The sequence below is a fragment of the Chryseobacterium sp. c4a genome, assembly GCF_009900745.1.
Lineage (GTDB): Bacteria > Bacteroidota > Bacteroidia > Flavobacteriales > Weeksellaceae > Chryseobacterium.
In genome coordinates, this window is the sequence record NZ_WXVU01000001.1 from 477948 (window position 1) to 496778 (window position 18831).

The 18831-nt window shown below is 36.1% G+C and carries 16 protein-coding genes; 7 read left to right on the forward strand and 9 right to left on the reverse strand.

The features are described 5' to 3' along the window. Window positions 1-4: 4 nt before the first annotated feature. The 3 genes from GTR01_RS02195 to GTR01_RS02205 form a co-directional block, all read right to left on the reverse strand. The gene (locus GTR01_RS02195; RefSeq protein ID WP_160136231.1) at window positions 5-1108 is read right to left on the reverse strand and encodes an efflux RND transporter periplasmic adaptor subunit; all 1104 of its coding nucleotides are present in this window, start codon (window positions 1106-1108) and stop codon (window positions 5-7) included. A gap of 191 nt (window positions 1109-1299) precedes the next feature. After that, entirely contained in the window at window positions 1300-3972 is a 2673-nt protein-coding gene (gene mgtA / locus GTR01_RS02200; protein WP_160136232.1) for a magnesium-translocating P-type ATPase, read from the reverse strand. 12 nt (window positions 3973-3984) lie between these two features. Beyond that, window positions 3985-4683: an MgtC/SapB family protein gene (locus GTR01_RS02205; RefSeq protein ID WP_160136233.1), complete on the reverse strand. Its 699-nt coding sequence runs from the start codon at window positions 4681-4683 to the stop codon at window positions 3985-3987. Between the two features lie 243 nt (window positions 4684-4926). Here GTR01_RS02205 and GTR01_RS02210 point away from each other — a divergent pair, with 243 nt between their 5' ends. Next, window positions 4927-5892: a Fic family protein gene (locus tag GTR01_RS02210; RefSeq protein ID WP_185155089.1), complete on the forward strand. Its 966-nt coding sequence runs from the start codon at window positions 4927-4929 to the stop codon at window positions 5890-5892. Window positions 5893-6088: 196 nt separating this feature from the next. After that, a complete protein-coding gene (locus tag GTR01_RS02215; RefSeq protein WP_160136235.1) occupies window positions 6089-6940 on the forward strand; it encodes an EamA family transporter in 852 nt (283 codons plus the stop codon). A gap of 5 nt (window positions 6941-6945) precedes the next feature. On the opposite strand, the gene GTR01_RS02220 is transcribed toward GTR01_RS02215, so the two are convergent. Then, on the reverse strand, window positions 6946-8313 hold the full coding sequence (locus GTR01_RS02220; protein WP_160136236.1) for an ATP-binding protein: 1368 nt from the start codon (window positions 8311-8313) through the stop codon (window positions 6946-6948). Window positions 8314-8340: 27 nt separating this feature from the next. Continuing rightward, window positions 8341-9042, reverse strand: coding sequence for a response regulator transcription factor (locus GTR01_RS02225; RefSeq protein ID WP_160136237.1), 702 nt, complete (start codon window positions 9040-9042; stop codon window positions 8341-8343). A gap of 99 nt (window positions 9043-9141) precedes the next feature. Here GTR01_RS02225 and GTR01_RS02230 point away from each other — a divergent pair, with 99 nt between their 5' ends. Beyond that, window positions 9142-9804 carry a YiiX/YebB-like N1pC/P60 family cysteine hydrolase gene (locus GTR01_RS02230; protein WP_160136238.1) on the forward strand — a complete coding sequence of 221 codons (663 nt, stop codon included), beginning with the start codon at window positions 9142-9144 and terminating at the stop codon, window positions 9802-9804. Window positions 9805-10155: 351 nt separating this feature from the next. Continuing rightward, window positions 10156-10467, forward strand: coding sequence for an NIL domain-containing protein (locus tag GTR01_RS02235; protein WP_160136239.1), 312 nt, complete (start codon window positions 10156-10158; stop codon window positions 10465-10467). Window positions 10468-10917: 450 nt separating this feature from the next. On the opposite strand, the gene murA is transcribed toward GTR01_RS02235, so the two are convergent. Next, complete coding sequence (gene murA / locus GTR01_RS02240) at window positions 10918-12225, reverse strand: UDP-N-acetylglucosamine 1-carboxyvinyltransferase (RefSeq protein ID WP_160136240.1); 1308 nt, start codon at window positions 12223-12225, stop codon at window positions 10918-10920. After that, window positions 12225-12899, reverse strand: coding sequence for a DUF4290 domain-containing protein (locus GTR01_RS02245; protein WP_160136241.1), 675 nt, complete (start codon window positions 12897-12899; stop codon window positions 12225-12227). Before GTR01_RS02245 ends, murA begins: the two co-directional genes overlap by 1 nt. Window positions 12900-13086: 187 nt before the next feature. Between GTR01_RS02245 and GTR01_RS02250 the strand changes: the two genes are divergently transcribed. Next, window positions 13087-14526, forward strand: a complete 1440-nt coding sequence (locus tag GTR01_RS02250) for an alpha-amylase (protein WP_160136242.1) — start codon at window positions 13087-13089, stop codon at window positions 14524-14526. 194 nt (window positions 14527-14720) lie between these two features. Here the strand turns inward: GTR01_RS02250 and GTR01_RS02255 are convergent, their stop codons facing one another. After that, entirely contained in the window at window positions 14721-15131 is a 411-nt protein-coding gene (locus tag GTR01_RS02255; protein WP_160136243.1) for a thiol-disulfide oxidoreductase DCC family protein, read from the reverse strand. A gap of 5 nt (window positions 15132-15136) precedes the next feature. Then, entirely contained in the window at window positions 15137-15604 is a 468-nt protein-coding gene (locus GTR01_RS02260) for a heme-binding domain-containing protein (protein ID WP_160136244.1), read from the reverse strand. A gap of 128 nt (window positions 15605-15732) precedes the next feature. Here GTR01_RS02260 and GTR01_RS02265 point away from each other — a divergent pair, with 128 nt between their 5' ends. Next, window positions 15733-15903: a hypothetical protein gene (locus tag GTR01_RS02265; RefSeq protein ID WP_160136245.1), complete on the forward strand. Its 171-nt coding sequence runs from the start codon at window positions 15733-15735 to the stop codon at window positions 15901-15903. Between the two features lie 406 nt (window positions 15904-16309). Next, on the forward strand, window positions 16310-18586 hold the full coding sequence (katG, locus tag GTR01_RS02270; RefSeq protein ID WP_160136246.1) for a catalase/peroxidase HPI: 2277 nt from the start codon (window positions 16310-16312) through the stop codon (window positions 18584-18586). The last annotated feature ends 245 nt before the right edge of the window (window positions 18587-18831 follow it).

Genomic DNA, 18831 nt, shown 5'->3' on the forward strand with positions numbered 1-18831 from the left:
TACATTATTTTGCATCCAGCATATAAATTCCACCTTCGGTCATAATGGTGTCACCTACTTTTAATCCGGAAGTAATTCTTACCATTTTCTGATCCGTTTCTCCGGTGGTAACCGAACGCTTGGCAAATTGATTTTTGCCTGTTTTAATCCAGACATACTGAGAGCTGTCTTGCTGCATTAATGCACTGATAGGAATCATAATGGTTTTTTCAGGAGTAGTAGCAAAGTTGACAGTCGCATACATGCCGGGTTTTAATTTTCTATCCGGGTTATCGCATTCGATAAGGACTTTTATGCTTCGGGTGTTTTCATCTACTACTTCATTGATGTGGTATACTTTTCCGGTAATATTTCTGTCCGGATAAGCACTTACTTTTACAGAAACATGGTCTCCAACATTGACAAAACGGATATCTTTTTCCTTTGCATCCCCTGAAATCCAGACTTTGGATAATTCGGCAATGATGATAACAGGATCAGCATCACTTTTAAGAAATTGGCCATTGACAATTTTATTGGAGATAATTTCTCCATTAATCGGGGCTCTTACGATGAGAGGACTTCCGATACCTCCGCCTTTACTGTTATAAACCTTCAGGGCAGAAGAAGCATTGGAAAGTGATGTTTTTTTATTTTTGAAATCTGTTTCTGCTTCATCAAGTTCTTTCTGAATCCCGACTCCATGTTTTACCAGATCCTGTTGACGTTTGTAATTTTTCTCTGCAAGCTGTACATCGTTCAATGCATCTGTGTAATCTTTCTGAACGGAAAAATAATCAGAGGAAAGGATTTCAAAAAGTGGACTGTTGGCCGAAACATTTTGCCCAAGCCGAATGAAGGATTGTGTAATTCTTCCTGAAAAAGGGCTGGCAATCTCTGCATAATGATTGGGGATAGCCTGAATTGTTCCGGCAGAAACCACGCCGTCACTATGTTCTTGTTCAGAAACTATTTCTGTTTTTATTTTTTTGAATACCGGATTTTTTTCAGGAACGATTACATTTTCCCCCTTTACCAGGAGATCCTGATCCTGAGAATCTTCACTTTTGGAATTTTTACAAGAGGTAATAAATGTCAAAAGTACTATTGTGAATACTATTTTTCTCATATAAGATGTTTATAACCACTAATTTAATTTTAATTTTTGTTTTATTTCAATATAAGGTGATGTATGTTTTGAATACCTTAGATACTTGTTTTTTGTCGTTGCAAAAGTATTCCCATCCTTTCTGATAGCGGGTTAGAGAACCTTTAGAATGCCATTAGAAAATTATTAGAAAGGATGAGATTTCTGAGAAATTACAGCCATTGGCCAAATTTTTTAATGAACCATTGTTTCACAAACTGAGTAAGGATACAATATCCGGTAAGAATTCCTATCAGATAGGGAAAGTAGCTTAAAGGTAAAGGCTGCATTTTCAGATATCCTGCTAATGAGGTGAAAGGAATCAGTATTCCGATCAGCATGATTAAGCTTGTTAATGCAACTACCGGTGTAGCGGCCCAGCTTTGGATAAATGGAATCTTTTTGGTTCTGATAATATGAACAATTAAAGTTTGAGACAATAACCCTTCCACAAACCACCCGGTTTGAAATAAACCCTGATGTTCCGGTGTATTGGCTTTAAAAATAAAGTACATCACAGCAAAGGTCACATAATCAAAAATGGAACTCAGAGGGCCAATATAAAGCATGAATTTCTTAATACTATCAGCTTCCCATCTTTTAGGTTGTTCCAGAAAATCCTTATCCATGGTATCCCAGGGAATAGAAGATTGTGAAATATCATATAAAAGATTTTGAGTCAGAATTTGTAGGGGAAGCATTGGCAGAAATGGAAGCAGTGCGCTGGCACCGATCATACTGAACATGTTTCCAAAATTGCTGCTGGCTGTCATTTTAATATACTTAATGATATTCCCGAATGTTCTGCGCCCATAAATAACACCGCTTCTCAATACCATTAAGTCTTTTTCAAGCAAAATGATATCTGCACTTTCTTTAGCAATGTCTGCTCCTGTATCTACAGAAATACCAACATCTGCCTCTTTAATGGCTGCTGCATCATTGATTCCGTCACCCATAAATCCTACCGTATGCCCTTTGGATCTTAATATCTTTACGATGCGTTGTTTCTGTAACGGGCTTACTTTGGCAAAAACGGAATATAAATCCATGTCTTTGCTAAGTTCTTCATCACTCATATCCTCCAATTGATCACCCAGCATGATCGTATTGATTGGAATTCCTACATCATTACATATTTTTTTAGCAACAATGTCATTATCTCCAGTAATCACTTTTACTTCAATCCCTAATTTATGTAAGGCTTTGATACTGGGCTCTGCTGAAGGTTTAGCGGGATCAAGAAATCCAATAAAACCTGTAAGGATGAGGTTATTTTCATCTGCAACAGAATAATTCAGTGGATGATTGCCTTCAAATTCTCTGATGGCAACCAGTAAAACACGAAGTCCTTCTGCATTGAGTTTTTCAGACATTCTGATGATTTTTTCCTTCATAAGATCATCCAAAGGAATGATATTGTCATTTTCAATATGAAGGCTATGGTCATCACCCGGATCTAAAGCATATTTACACAAAGACAACATTTCTTCTACGGCTCCTTTTGAAATTATAAGGTGTTTTCCTTTTGAAGTATTTAGAATAACAGACATTCTTCTTCTTTCAAAATCGAAAGGAATTTCGTCTACTTTCAGGTAGAGCTCATCAGCTTTCATGAGATTATGAACTTCGGCATGATCAAGAACAGCCTGATCTAAAAGATTTTTTAGTCCGGTTTGATGAAAGCTGTTGAGGTAAGCCCATTTCAGTACTTCATCATCTTCAAGACCACGCACGTTGAGGTGGGTTTCCAGAACAATCTTATCAAGGGTAAGAGTTCCGGTTTTATCCGTACAGAGAATATCCATAGCGCCGATATTCTGGATGGCGTTCAATCTTTTAACGATTACTTTTTTCTTACTCATGTTAACAGCGCCTTTAGCAAGATTAGCAGTAACAATCATAGGCAGCATTTCAGGAGTAAGTCCTACTGCTACGGCAATAGCGAATAATAATGCCTGCATCCAGTCTCCTTTTACCACTCCATTGATCAAGAAAATAATGGGAGTCATGACCAGCATAAACCGGATCAGTAAAAAGCTTACTTTATTGACTCCGATATCAAATGCCGTTTCAGGTCTTTTAGAAATAAGGCTTCTGCTGATGCTTCCAAAATAGGTGAAAATGCTGGTGTTGGCAACCACAACGGTAGCTGATCCACTCACGACATTGGTTCCCATAAAACAGATGTTTTGAAGGGTGAGTGGGTTTTTATTTTTCGCATCACGGATAGGAAATGCATTTTTTTCAACAGGTAAGGCTTCTCCGGTGAGAATAGATTCACTGATGAAAAGATCTTTGCTTTTTAAAATCCTGCAATCAGCAGGAACCATATCTCCGGCAGAAAGAATCACGATATCACCCGGAACTATTTCAGTGATTTCTATTTCTTCACTTTCTTTAAACTTTCTTTTGGTAAGACAGCTGGTTTTTACCATTTTTTTCAATGCTTCTGCGGCCTTATTACTTCGGAATTCCTGGATAAATCTTAAAACAGTACTGAACAATAGCATTACTGAAATAATAATACTTGTACTGAGGTCTTTTTCTCCTTCAGGAACGAGGATTACATCGATGAATAAAGAAATAACAGCAATACATGCGAGTATATAATTAAAAGGATTAAAGAAAGAATGGGCAAATTGTTTTAACCATGAGGGTGCTTTTTGAGTGGCAATTTCGTTTTTACCGTAAATTTTCAAACGGTCTTTTACTGTGTTTTCGCTAAGGCCTTCTTCTGAAGTTTCAAGCATAGCATAAACCATTTTTTCGTTCTCTGAAGCGGCTTCTTTTAATTTAACAAGAGCGGCTGAGTTGAGATTTTTGTTGGAAGATTTTTTTAACATGGCTTTTAATTGTTATAAATCGTTTTCAGTACCTATAATTTCCCAGCTTACCTTGATGACTTTATCTTCAATGGTAAGTCTGCTTGCTGTTTTTTCCATGAAACTGTCTTGTGGGGTAGAAGCATGAACTTCTGCCGTGATAATAGCATTTTCCGGAACACCGTTATCATCGCTGGTAAGAGATTTCAACAGGACTTTATCATTTCCACTCAATGATTGCATGAGCTGTACCCGAATATGATTTTCTACTTCGCTTTTGCATTTGATGCTAAGTAAATATTCAGTGTAGTGATTTCTGTTGTTGATATTGTTCCCTAGTTTTACTCCTAATGGTCGGAGAATAAGATGGGTGAGGATAATAAAACCACTGGTAATAGCAGCTTCAACGGGGAGTCCCAACGCGGAAAGTGCTCCTACAGATGCAGAACACCAGATAGTGGCTGCGGTATTGAGACCTCTTACGGTAAGACCGTCCTTCATAATAACTCCACCTCCTAAAAAGCCGATACCACTAACAATGTAAGAGGCAATTCTTCCAGTGGCATCGCCTCCGATCCGAATGGATAGAAGAACGAATGCTGCAGAGCCAAGACATACTAGCGTATTGGTTCGGAGACCGGCACTTTTTTGACGCCATTGTCTTTCAAAACCTATGCTGGCACCCAGTGCGAATGCCGTGAAGAGACGAAGAGTAAATTCTAACGTATTCATAACCTTTCTGTTTTTATGGCACTCAGCCGTATACAGAAAAGTATATTGCTGAATGTTAGTTGTTGTAATAATGTGACGGATCAGTATCCATAGTGATTTTCTTTGCTGTAAAGGTATTGTGACTTATGATGAAAAGCTGTTAGAAAGGCTTTAGAATGTTATTAGAAAACTATTAGAGAGCTTAGAGTAAGATTTTTGAAATAAAAATTATATATTTGATAGTATCATATGATACTATCATTAATGAAACCTCCTTATCAGATTACCCATCAGATGTTATTATTAATTGCTTCTATTTCAGAGAGGATAGGGGCGATTAATGCCGCTCTTTTATATAAGCCTACGACGGAATTAAGAAAAAAAAATAGGATTAAAACCATCCAGTCTTCATTAGAAATTGAAGGAAATACGCTTACAGAAGAACAAATTACAGCCTTATTAGAGAATAAAAGAGTAGTAGCCCCTCAAAAAGATATTCTTGAGGTTCAGAATGCTATTAAAGTATATGATCAGCTTATACTGTTTAATCCGTTTAAATTAAGAGATCTGGAAAAAGCTCATACTATTTTAATGAATGGTTTAATTGAAAGTGCAGGTAAATTAAGAGCTACAAATGTGGGGATTGTAAAGGGATCAAAGGTAGAACATATTGCACCTGGAGGAGCTATGGTCGAAGGCTTAATGAAAGACCTTTTTAAGTACTTGAAAAATGATAAGGATTTGTTGCTGATAAAAAGTTGTGTTTTTTATTATGAATTTGAATTTATTCATCCATTTATTGATGGAAATGGTAGAATGGGAAGGCTGTGGCAAACATTAATTCTTATGCAGCAATACCCTGTTTTTGAATTTTTACCTGTTGAGAGTTTAATAAAGCAACAACAAAATACATACTATAATAAACTTTCAGAATCAGATAAAAAAGGAGATTCAACCCCTTTTATAGAGTTTATGCTCGGAATTATTCTGGACGCTTTGGATGAAGTCCTGCAATCACAAAATAAAACGCTTTACACAGAAGATAGAATCTTATTATTTAAGGATAGTATCGGTAAGGGTAGATTTAGCAGAAAGGATTATTTACTCCATTTTAAAAATATATCTGCTCCTACGGCAAGCCGGGATTTAAAATGGGCTACTGAGCAGAAAATTTTAATCAAATTTGGAGAACAGAGATTAACTGAATATCAATTTTTAGATTCTCATTGAAACAGATTTACCAATGGTTACAGATGAGTAATTTTACTTCTAATCTGTAACCCTCTTTTAAGGTGAAATTTCAATACATTTGCTGCAAATCTCTTTTTATTATGGATCCCAGCAGTTTATAATTTATAGACAAGAGTTTGTTTTATCCCTTGCATTCTATGTTTAGGGTTATTTTTATGAATTATAAATAAAAAAAATGAAAAAAATAAATATTGCAATACCTGCAACGCTTTTAGCAATTATCTGTGTGCAAGGCGGAGCATCTATTGCCAAACAGCTTTTTCCGGCTATCGGAGCTATTGGAACAGTTACTTTAAGAATTGTACTTTCAGCCATTTTGCTGACCTTGATCAACCGACCAAAATTTTCCCAATTTAATGCACAAAAATGGAAATATTGCGCGATGTACGGGGTAGGGCTGGCTTGTATGAACCTTATTTTTTATATGGCAATTCAGAGGATTCCTTTGGGATTGGCGGTTACTGTAGAATTTGCCGGGCCTTTGTTTCTTGCATTGGCATTATCCCGTAAAGTTCTGGATGTGGTGTGGGCACTATTAGCCTGTATAGGAATATTACTTATTGTTCCGTGGAAGAGTGATCATATAGATTTAGTAGGACTTGGATTAGCTTTTCTGGCTGGAATATTCTGGGCTATTTATATTGTAATGGGTGGAAAGGTTTCCAAGATCATGGATGGGAAAGATGCAGTAACCACAGGAATGTTATTTGCCAGTCTTGTGATTATCCCTTTTACGATTTGGGATGGTGCTGTTTTCAATATTACACCTGCTATTTTTGCAAAAGGATTAGGAGTTGCTATCTTATCGAGTGCTTTACCATTTTCACTGGAAATAATGGCTTTAAAAAGACTTCCCGCCAAAACATTCAGTATTCTGATGAGTTTGGAACCTGCATTTGCGGCTCTTTCAGGGTTGGTATTCCTTGCTGAAGAGCTAACATTTTTACAATGGATTTCTATCGGCTGTGTAATTGCCGCAAGTATAGGAACCACAATATTCAATAAAACAGCCACGGCTCATAATTAAAGATATTAAGCTGTCTCAATCTCAAATACCACTATAAAAACAGTTGTATTATTTTCTGAGGTAACTTTAATCGCTGCCTGATGCAAATGAATAATTTTCTCGGTAAGGAAAAGCCCGATTCCGTGCCCTTTTTCTTTTTTGGAGTTTTCACTTCTGTAAAAAGGTTCAAAAATGTGAACTAAATCTTCTTTGGAAATAGTGATGCCGGTATTGGTAAAACTTACATAAAGTTTTTCAATATCTGCTTTAACATCGATGGAACATAAATGTTCTGGTGAATATTTACAGGCATTATCAATAAGATTATTGAAGGCAACCTGCAGTAGATATTCATTTCCTTGCATAGTCAGCTGGTGTTCCTCTACGGCATCATCAATATTCAGGGAAACTTTATAGGTCGAATTTTCTTTTATAATCTTGGAATATGATTCCAGAAGGACTTCATCCATCCTTATTTCCGAGAAACTGATTTCATTAGGATCATAACTTGCCTTAGCGAGATCCATTAAACTATTGGATAATTTAACCATATTACGTGCATCCTCTAAAGCAGATTGAATGGTTGATTGATATTCTTCCTTAGTTAGTTCTTTTTCAGAAGCCAGTTCTAACTCAGTGATAATTGCAGATAATGGGGTTCGAAGTTCGTGTGAGATATTGGAAACAAAATATTTTTGGGAGTCAAAAGAATTTTCAAGACGTTCCAGCATTCCATTAAAATTCTGAGCAAGTTCATTAAGCTCATCTTTTTCTCCGGTGGTTTTAAGGCGTAGCTGCAACTTTCCGGCAGTAATTTTTTTGATCTGATTGACCATTTCACTCAGAGGGCTCAGTGTTTTTTTGGAAAGGAATATCCCAGCCAGATAAATCAATAGCAAAATACTGATGAAAGAAGCAATACTGATGGTGAGAAGATGGGTAAGATATTCATATCCATATTTATCATAGGAAGCAGCGGTAACCGCGTAGGTATTTCCATTATGATGATATACCATTCCAACAACCTGTAAATTATCTAGAAAGAAATTTATTTTCTTTTTCTTAAATATCTGAGTAAGCATTTCCGGTGTTTCTTTTACATAATCTACTTTAGCATCATCATGATAAACAAGTTGATCTTTAGAGTTATAGATAGCCACCTGAACTTCATTCAGAGTTCTGTTGTTATTTTTATACAGCTTATGCATTTCCTGCTCCGGCAGTGAGCTTTGGAAAAATAGATCAGCCTTGGCAATAGCTTCATTCTGCAGTTCGCCATAATAGGATTTTTCACGAGCTTCTTTGGAAGAATAATAGATGGTAATACTGTAAACACTTAAAAGCATTGCAGTGATTAATGTAAAAAGCAGGGTAAGCCTTGTTCTTATTTTCATGTTGACGAAAATTACACGTTTACCATATTAAACATTTCCCGTTTCGTAGTCTTTTTTTAGAATAAAGCCCATTCCAGCTTTGGTGTGAATCAGCTTATTTTCAAAATCTCGGTCAATTTTTTTTCGCAGATAATTGATGTAGACATCAATGAAATTGGTTCCGGTATCAAAATGAGTTTCCCACACTTTTTCTGCAATTTCACTTCTGGAAAGTACTTTTTCAGAATTTTCCATCATGAATTTAAGCAGATTGAATTCCTTTGGAGTGAGTTTTATGAGAACATGATCTCTGCTCACTGTTTTTTGTTCCAGATTCATTTCAATACCTTCATATTTAAGAACGAAAACCTTTTGTTGTCTCTGTTGTGAAAAACGTTTCAGCAAAACATTGATTCTTGCCACCAATTCACGCATTTCAAAAGGCTTGGTCATATAATCGTCAGCTCCGGCATCAAACCCTTCCAATTTATCATCTGTTGTTCCCAATGCAGTAAGCATTATCACGGGAAGATTAGGTTTCAGAGTCTTTATTTCATTGCAGAATTCAAGACCACTTTTTTTAGGGAGAACAATATCGGTGACGACCAGATCATAGTTTTTTTGTAAAGCCAGTTTCAATCCTGTTGATCCATCATATGCTGTGCTTACTTCAAATTCAGTTTCCTGAAGTCCTTTTGTAATAAGCTTGGAAAGTCTGTCATCGTCTTCTACTAATAAAATATGAGGCATAAGAATGTGGAAGTGTTTTGTGGGTGTAAAGATGAGGTAATATTCTTCACAAATGTAATGAATTCTATTTTGTAATTTTGACGCATAGAGAATAAATACATGTCAGAATTTAAAATACAAACGGTTAAAAAAGTTAGAATAGTCGGGCTTTTATGTTTATTGCTACTGTTTTTGGTTCAATGTACTGCCCATCAAAATACAATCCAGCTTCAGAATGGAGATTTACTTTTTGTTACGGCTAAAGAAACAGGGCTTTCCGGAGCTATTAATAATGTTACTCAAAAGCAAACAATAGCTTCTTTCGACCATATTGGTATTTTGGAAAAGGAAGGAAAGAAATTATTTGTATTACACGCAGCTCCAAAAGGTGGTTCGCAAAAGCAAAGTTTAAAAGATTTTGTTGAAGATCAAAAAAGAGATCAGCAGAATATTGTGATCTATCGCCTGAAAGCTGAATATCAGAAATCAATTCCTGTTGCTATTGAAAAAGCACACTCCATGTTGGGAAAACCTTACAATTTCAATTATATTTTAGATGAAAATTCTTATTACTGTTCAGATTTTGTAGAGAGAGCATTTCGGGAGGATCATATTTTTAAATTGGAGCCTATGACGTTCAAAGATCCTAAAACAGGAAAAATCAATACCTTTTGGGAAGACTTTTATGGCAAGAAAAATCTGAAAGTTCCTGAAGGAGAGCCTGGTTGTAATCCTAATGGGTTGGCTGGATCAGAAAAACTAGAAAGGGTAGGAGACCTTTAGGATAATTAGAAAGGAAGCTGGAAGAGGAAGGGTGGAAGTTACTATTAGACATATCATTTGTAAAGTTTGCACTTAAAATAATAGAGTATCATGATTGATAAAAAAGATGGTCTTTATTCTTGTAACTTTATGACTTCCAGACTCTATCTTCCGGGTTCCTGCCCATATACTTTTCCCAAATTTGAATTAAAATAATAGAGAAGCTGTGATGGCTTCTTTTTTTTAAAGTTAAAATTTTAAAAAATATTAGTCCACTAATTTGGTGGACTAATATTTTTTTATATTTTTGTGACAGATTTAAATGCAGAACAAAATATGATCTGAGAATGTTTAACTAAAAAATGTTTAGCAATGATTACACCTAACCCTAGTTTGCAGGTTTTTCAAAATACACTGAGCCTGCCTAAAAAAGAATTATTATTGGAAATAGAATTGAATGGCAAAATGAAATTTGAACATTTAATGAATACCATCTATAATCAAATGGGGATCTGCCATAGAGTGTTATCAGCGAACGTGGAATATGTGAACGGATATAGTTTTGGTTCAGTACAATTGTATATTAATATCAATTCAGAAGACTATCAGAAATTGGAAGTCTATCTGAATAAAAATAAACTTTTGAGTACAACGGTGGAGTATCTCTGCCGAAAGTATTCTTAGGAAGATTCATATAGTTTTAATTACTCGAAGTGTCCGGTTCTTTTACTGGGCACTTTTTATTTTTATGCTTTTGTGGATTAAACAGATATTTTAAAATGAAAAGGATAGAATAAAGAATAAAGAATAAAGAATAAAGAATAAAGAATAAAGAATAAAGAATGAATATTCCAGGGTAAATTTTCAGCTGTGTTAAAAATTACAATTGAAGAAGTGAAAATGCTCCTCCTCCGGAGGGGTGTTAAAAATTCTTTGAATTTTTGACGGGGTGGTTCTAAAGAGAACCTCTATTATTTTTTTAACGCAAAGTTTTATTTCCCCAATCTTATATTCTAAGGAAGCAAAGTAAGAATCAATTAAAATTGATTTAACGAAACTTATGCTAGAATGATGAGATATAGTAATAAAAAGCGCTCAGATTTCTCTGAACGCTCTATAGTAATAAAAATAAGTTTAGATTCTTTCGATGTCGGCACCAATTGCTTTTAGTCTACCATCGATATTTTCATATCCTCTGTCGATTTGTTCGATGTTGTGGATAATAGATTTTCCTTCTGCAGAAAGGGCTGCGATAAGAAGGGCGTTTCCGGCTCTGATATCTGGGGAAACCATTGTAGTTCCTCTTAGCGGAGCTTCTTGGTTTAATCCGATTACCGTTGCTCTGTGTGGATCACATAAAATGATCTGAGCTCCCATATCGATTAATTTGTCTACAAAGAATAATCTCGATTCAAACATTTTCTGGTGAACAAGGATACTTCCTTTAGCCTGAGTTGCCACTACTAAGATAATAGATAATAAATCCGGAGTGAATCCTGGCCATGGAGCATCAGAAATAGTAAGGATAGATCCGTCAATAAATTTTTGAATTTTATAATGTTCCTGAGCAGGGATGTAGATATCATCACCGCTTTGCTCAAGCTGAATTCCTAGTTTTCTGAAGGTATTAGGAATTACTCCCAATTGGTTCCAGTTTACATTTTTGATGGTGATTTCAGATTTCGTCATAGCAGCAAGGCCAATCCATGATCCGATTTCTACCATATCAGGAAGCATGGTGTGCTCAGTTCCTCTTAAATAATCTACTCCTTCAATCGTAAGAAGGTTAGACCCGATTCCTGAAATATTAGCTCCCATTCTGTTCAGCATTTTACATAATTGCTGAAGATAAGGTTCGCAGGCAGCGTTATAAATTCTTGTTTTTCCTTTTGCTAAAGCAGCCGCCATTACAATATTAGCTGTTCCGGTTACAGAAGCTTCTTCCAATAAGATGAATTTTCCTGTAAGTTCTTTAGCTTTTAAAGAATAGAAATATTCTTCTTCATCGTAATGGAATTCAGCACCCAGTTCAACCAATCCCTGGAAATGAGTATCCAATCTTCTTCTTCCGATTTTATCACCTCCCGGAGTTGGCATATAAGCTTCTCCATAACGTGCCAGCATAGGCCCCATCAACATGATAGATCCACGAAGTTTGGCTCCGTCTTTTTTAAACTCATTGGATTTTATATAGTCGAAGTTTACTTGATCAGCCTTGAACGTATAGTCTCCATGACCATTTTTAGTAACTTTTACTCCAAAATCTCCAAGAATTTCAATCAATCTGTTAACATCATGAATGTCTGGAATATTTTTAATTCTTACTTCCTCGTCGGTCAATAGAACCGCACATAAAATTTGAAGAGCCTCATTTTTGGCTCCTTGTGGAGTTATTTCACCCTGCAGTCTTTTTCCTCCTCTTATTTGAAATGTTCCACTCATTATTTTCTGTTTTTATGATTGTTATTATGCCTTCTTTTGTTAGGTTGGTTGTTGTTATTATTCTTATTGTTGCTGTTATTCCTATTGTTGTTATTGTTATTATTTCGGTTGTTGTTATTGCTGGTATAGTAGATCTTACTTTTTTCAAGAGAGTCGATTCCTGTAAGATCCAACCTGTTTTCAGACAATTCTTTTAGGTGTCTGAAGATAACATCATCCGTTACGTGTTCTTTATTGTAAACATTATAGGATTTCTTCATATTGTTGGCAATCACTTCAATAAGGGCTTCTTTTTCGTCACCGGTTTCCAGTTCAATTGCTTTTTCTATTAATTGAAGAATACTTTTTCCGTAAAATTTAAAGTCACCCTGAAGTTTTGGATATTCCATTCTTTTAGGCTTTTCTGCCAATTGTTCCATTGTAGGGAACGGGTAAGGAGAATCTACATCCAGATCATAATCTGCAAGAATATAAAGATGATCCCAAAGTTTATGTTTATAATTTTCTTCGTCGCGAAGTTGTGGGTTTCTCTGACCCATAAAATCGATGATTGCCATAGCCATTTCGTTCCTTTCCTCTTTGGTAGGAAGTTCTTTACAGCGCTCAACCAACTGTTGTATAATTCTGCCGTATTCCGGCATATGAAGCTGAGTTTTTTGGGTATTGTATTCCATAGTATGCAAATATATGGATTAAAAGAAAAATTGTTTCGAGAATCTTAAAAATTTATGATTTTTTAATGAAAATTTCAGTTGTGATTCTTATTGAATTATTATTTAAATCTAAAATATTTCTCTTTATTTTGAATTTGTTTTCAATAAATATGTAACTTGTTTAATATATTGATAATTGAATTTTCTCATGAAAAAAACACATTTTATTCTTTCCCTATTGGCTTTAGCACTGGTTAGCTCATGTCAAAGTACCGATGAATTAAGTACTGAGTCCCCGAAGGGGCAAGAGGTACACGATAAAATAGTAAATGTAACCCATCATGATGGAAGACCTTTCAGTACAGGAAAGGAATTCGGATCGGTGAATGGTAAATTTGTTGCCGGCCCTGGCGGAAGCGTTTTGATGCAGGGATTTTACTGGGATGTTCCTGATGGTGGTAATTGGTGGAATACCGTTAAAGATAAATTAACGGCATGGTCTAATGCAGGAATGGGTGCTGTATGGCTTCCTCCTGCTTCAAAAGCCCAAAACGGAGCATATTCTATGGGGTATGATCCTACCGACTATTATGACTTTGGAAATTTTAATCAGAATGGAAGTGTTGAAACCCGATTTGGATCAAGAACAGAATTGGAAGCCTTAATTACAAAAGCCCATGCCGAAAATATGCAGGTCTATGCTGATATTGTAATCAATCATAACAGTGGCGGGCAGTCTGAAGCCAATCCGTTTACGGGAACCAATACTTGGACAAATTTTTCAGGAGTAGCCTCCGGAAAGTTTCAAAGAAATTATAATGACTTCTATAAAAACGCTTATGGAAATAATGATGAAGGCTCTTTTGGAGGATTTCCGGATTTATGCCATGCGAATCCTCATGTACAAGACTGGCTGTGGGGCAGAGATGATTCAGTGGCAAAATATTATAAAAATGTCATGAAGTTTGATGGCTGGAGATTCGACTATGTAAAAGGATTTGGACCCTGGGTAGTGAATACCTGGAATTCTAAAGTAGGAGGGTTTTCTGTAGGTGAATTATGGGATTCTAATGTGAATACCTTAGAATGGTGGGCTAATAATGCCAACAGTTCCGTGTTTGATTTTGCCGCTTATTATAAAATGGATGAAGCTTTTGATAATGGAAACTTAAATGCCCTGAATGATGATATGATGTGGAAAAGAAATCCATACAAAGCAGTAACCTTTGTTGCTAATCACGATACTGATATTATCTATAATAAAATGCCGGCTTATGCTTACATTTTAACCCACGAGGGATATCCCACAATTTTTTATAGAGATTATGAAGAATGGCTAAATAAAGAAAGATTGAATAACCTGATCTGGATTCACAACAATAAAGCTACCGGAACCACTTCTATTTTGTATACTGATAATGATGAATATATCGCAAGACGTAATGGTTACAATGGAAATCCAGGGCTTGTCGTATATATCAACACATCATCAAGTTGGCAGGAAAGATGGATCGACACCAACTGGAGTAATCAGCAGATTAAAGATTTTACAGGAAATTCAAGCTGGTATCCGACAACGCAGGGAGATAAGAGGGTGAAAATTCAATGCCCACCGAACAGTTATTCAGTATGGTCACTGAATTTATGAGTAATGAGTAATGAGTAATGAGTAATGAGTGGCAGATTCATCGCTCAAAATTTAATAAATAAATCATTCTATTTCTCGCGGATTTTGCGGATCATTCAGATTCTTATTATTGTTTGAAATTTTTCTGATTATAATATCGTCATCTGCTTTATCCGGAAAATCTGCGAGAGATTATTTTTTTGAATATAGGGGTTCTATACCTGGATGAATTTTTTCTTCTGATGCTGATCCGGAAGAAAACATTTTTGGTTGGCCAGCTTCATTCTGTTTCTTGAAATAACATCGTAAGCTTTGTCACTTAGAGAAGCCGGTAAGATCTTACCAATGGCTGAAAGTTTATAAATTCCACCCAATATACTAGCAATTTGTAGTACAGCTCTCGATTTTATAAGGTAATATTGTTTAGGTTTCCAAAGGTATAAAGTATTGAAAACTTTAGTTTCTAAGCCTCTTTCAGATAGAAATTGTTGTCCAAAGTCGGATTGCAGTGAGGCAAACATGAATTTGTCTTTTGTATCTCTTTCCAAAATCCATTGTACCCAGAAGTTGCAGACTCCGCAATCTCCATCAAAAAATACAATATGTTTATCTTCCCAGTTTTCCACTACTCTTATTTATTAAACATGATCCTCCTTTCTGTATCTTCTTTGGTTTGTTTGAAGTATTTAACAAGATCCAGACGCTGCTCATCAGTAAGTTTCGCATCCTGATGCCCAAGATAGTAAGATTCAAGTGGCATTTCTTTTTTCTCCACCATCTCTATGCATTCTTCTAATTTACGAAGCTGTCTTTGAGGCTCATATACTGCAAAGGTAGAAAAATTAAGATGCTTTCGGCCTTCATTGATATGATTTTTTACATACCATGAAGCGGGTGAAATATCGGCATACCACGGATACTTGGTTTCATTAGAATGACAGTCATAGCAGGATGTTCTGATGATTTTCGCTACTTTTTCAGGGGTGTTTTTTATTTTCAAAAAGTCCATGCCGGGTGTGGGACGAGGATTGGTCTTGTCAATAGGAAAAAACTGAATGATAACGAAAGCTACGAGGAAAATAATAAGTACTTTTTTCATAAGGAAGTATTTATGTTGGTGAATTAAAGGTAGTTATTTTTTTTGGATGGAGGCTGGAAGAGGGAAGCTGGAAGTATTTGAAGACAAGTTTCAGATGTTGTTTTTTTAACAAAATTTATTCGGAAGCTGTGAATGAACATATTTTAGGCGGGAAGTTGGAAGAGGGAAGCTGGAAGTATTTGAAGACAAGTTTCAGATGTTGTTTTTTTAACAAAATTTATTCGGAAGCTGTGAATGAACATATTTTAGGCGGGAAGTTGGAAGAGGGAAGTTGGAAGAAGGAAGCTGGAGGTATTTGAAGATAAGATTTAAATATTTTATGAAATTTGAAAAGATTTTAAATGTAGCCCTCTTTAATAGGGGCTTTTTCATATTTCTCTGTTAAAATAAATGTCTTAAAGTTGTTATCAACCTGGTATAAACTTTCAACTTCCAGCCTCCATCTTCCTTCTTTTCTCTCTTACATTGAGTTATTCTAAATAGAGCAGAGGGAGTCAAACGGATTTAAAAAATGACTAACTTAATACCACAATTGTGTCTTGAATTCAAGTGCTGTCGAAATATCAGATTATAGTTTTTGACTATCATTGAAATAATTATTAATAGATTGTATTTATTATTTGAACGTTGTAAGTTTGTCATGTCCTTACAACAAAGGAATTACACTAAACTGTATTAATTAATATAAAAAATAAATAAACGACAATGGAAAAAGATTTGAATGACATCAGTAAATGCCCGTTTCACAACGGAACAATGAAGAAGAGTGTAGCAGGTGAAGGTACTCAAAACAAAGATTGGTGGCCAGACCAATTAAGGGTAGACCTTCTTCGCCAGCATTCATCACTGTCTAATCCTATGGATGAGGGCTTTGATTACGCAGAAGCATTTAAAAGCCTTGATCTTGAGGCGGTAAAAAAAGATCTTCATGCTTTAATGACAGATTCACAGGACTGGTGGCCTGCAGATTTTGGACATTATGGGCCATTATTCATCCGTATGGCTTGGCACAGTGCCGGAACTTATCGTGTAGGAGATGGTAGAGGTGGAGCAGGAGCAGGGCAACAACGTTTTGCACCTCTGAACAGCTGGCCGGATAACGTAAGTCTTGATAAAGCAAGAAGACTATTGTGGCCTATCAAACAGAAATATGGTAGAAATATATCATGGGCGGATCTTTTAATTCTTACAGGAAATGTTGCTCTTGAATCTATGGGATTCAAAACTTTTGGATTTGCTGGCGGACGTGCCGATGTATGGGAACCGGATGCTGATGTATATTGGGGATCTGAAAAAACCTGGTTAGGAGGAGATTTACGTTATGCTCATGGTTCTGAAGGGGTAGTTGAAGGACATTCGGCAGTTCTTCCTACAGATGAAAAAGCAGATGGAGATATTCACTCCAGAAACCTTGAGAATCCATTAGCGGCAGTACAAATGGGATTAATTTATGTGAATCCTGAAGGGCCAGATGGAAATCCGGATCCAATTGCAGCAGCTAAAGATATCAGAGATACATTTGGACGTATGGCGATGAATGATGAGGAAACTGTTGCTTTGATTGCAGGGGGACATACTTTTGGAAAAACCCATGGTGCAGGGCCTGCGGATCATGTTGGTAAAGAACCGGAAGCAGCCGGAATTGAACAACAAGGATTAGGATGGTCAAGCAGCTATAAATCAGGAAGTGGTAGAGATGCTATTTCCAGCGGGTTGGAAGTAACCTGGACTGAAACTCCGACACAATGGAGTAATTACTTCTTTAAGAACTTATTTGAAAATGAATGGGAATTAACAAAAAGCCCTGCCGGAGCTCATCAATGGGTAGCAAAGGATGGAGCAGAAATCATTCCTGATGCATTTGATGCTAATAAAAAACATAGACCTACTATGTTGACAACGGATCTTTCTTTAAGATTAGATCCCGTTTACGAAAAAATTTCAAGACATTTTTATGAAAACCCTGATGCGTTTGCAGATGCATTTGCAAGAGCATGGTTTAAATTAACCCACAGAGATATGGGGCCGCGTGCCCGTTATCTGGGATCAGATATTCCTCAGGAAGAACTTATCTGGCAGGATCCTATTCCGGAAGTAAATCATGAATTGGTAAATGATACCGATGTTGAATCTCTTAAAGCTAAAGTTCTGAATTCAGGATTGAGTATTTCTGAATTAGTTTCAACGGCATGGGCTTCTGCATCTACTTTCAGAGGAAGTGATAAGAGAGGCGGAGCTAATGGTTCAAGAGTAAGATTAGAACCTCAAAGAAACTGGAAAGTAAATAATCCGGTACAATTACAAAAAGTATTGGGAGTATTGGAAGGAATTCAAAATGAATTCAATGCTCAGAATGGTGGAAAGAAAATATCTTTAGCTGATTTAATTGTTTTAGCGGGAAATGCAGCAGTAGAAGCCGCAGCAAAAAACGCAGGACAGGAAGTGAAAGTTTCTTTTGCTCCGGGAAGAATGGATGCTTCTCAGGAACAAACTGATATAGAATCTATAGGATATTTAGAACCTGCAGCTGATGGATTCCGTAATTATCTGAAAACAAAATTCACAGTTTCTACAGAGTCTTTATTGATAGATAAAGCGCAGTTATTAACACTTACCGCTCCTGAATTAACTGTATTGATAGGAGGAATGCGTGCTTTGGATACTAATTTTGACGGTTCAAAACATGGGGTGTTTACCAATCGTCCCGGAGCTCTTACCAATGATTTCTTTGTGAATCTTCTGGATATGGGAACGCAGTGGAAAGCAATGTCAGACGATAAAGAAGTATATATGGGTACAGACCGTAAAACAGGTCAGCCAAAATGGACGGCTACCCGTGCAGATCTTGTTTTCGGATCCAATTCTGAGCTAAGAGCGGTTGCTGAGGTTTACGGAAGTGCTGATGCACAAGGTAAGTTTGTAAAAGACTTTGTGGCTGCATGGACGAAGGTGATGAATCTGGATAGATTTGATCTTGCTTAATTAAGCATTTTAAATAGTATAATAAAAAAAGACAGCAGTGATGCTGTCTTTTTTATTTGAAAAAAGAGGATTTAATTACTTGGGTTTATTAAAGGTATATTTATACCTCGGGCATATTGCTCCAAGTTCAAAATCGTATTATTTATATTCCTTTTATTAAATTGATTATAGCGTTCTCTAGCTTTATTATCCATATATGGAGATGGGGTCGCTTTATTACGTATTTTCATGATTTTTTTAATTCT

Coding starts and splice junctions, on each gene's coding strand:
- GTR01_RS02195 (WP_160136231.1), bottom strand. CDS start 1,108: ATGAGAAAAATAGTATTCACAATAGTACTTTTGACATTTATTACCTCT.
- GTR01_RS02260 (WP_160136244.1), bottom strand. CDS start 15,604: ATGAAAAAAGTACTTATTATTTTCCTCGTAGCTTTCGTTATCATTCAG.
- GTR01_RS02210 (WP_185155089.1), top strand. CDS start 4,927: ATGAAACCTCCTTATCAGATTACCCATCAGATGTTATTATTAATTGCT.
- GTR01_RS02230 (WP_160136238.1), top strand. CDS start 9,142: ATGTCAGAATTTAAAATACAAACGGTTAAAAAAGTTAGAATAGTCGGG.
- katG (WP_160136246.1), top strand. CDS start 16,310: ATGGAAAAAGATTTGAATGACATCAGTAAATGCCCGTTTCACAACGGA.
- GTR01_RS02245 (WP_160136241.1), bottom strand. CDS start 12,899: ATGGAATACAATACCCAAAAAACTCAGCTTCATATGCCGGAATACGGC.
- murA (WP_160136240.1), bottom strand. CDS start 12,225: ATGAGTGGAACATTTCAAATAAGAGGAGGAAAAAGACTGCAGGGTGAA.
- GTR01_RS02205 (WP_160136233.1), bottom strand. CDS start 4,683: ATGAATACGTTAGAATTTACTCTTCGTCTCTTCACGGCATTCGCACTG.
- GTR01_RS02235 (WP_160136239.1), top strand. CDS start 10,156: ATGATTACACCTAACCCTAGTTTGCAGGTTTTTCAAAATACACTGAGC.
- GTR01_RS02220 (WP_160136236.1), bottom strand. CDS start 8,313: ATGAAAATAAGAACAAGGCTTACCCTGCTTTTTACATTAATCACTGCA.
- mgtA (WP_160136232.1), bottom strand. CDS start 3,972: ATGTTAAAAAAATCTTCCAACAAAAATCTCAACTCAGCCGCTCTTGTT.
- GTR01_RS02250 (WP_160136242.1), top strand. CDS start 13,087: ATGAAAAAAACACATTTTATTCTTTCCCTATTGGCTTTAGCACTGGTT.
- GTR01_RS02215 (WP_160136235.1), top strand. CDS start 6,089: ATGAAAAAAATAAATATTGCAATACCTGCAACGCTTTTAGCAATTATC.
- GTR01_RS02225 (WP_160136237.1), bottom strand. CDS start 9,042: ATGCCTCATATTTTATTAGTAGAAGACGATGACAGACTTTCCAAGCTT.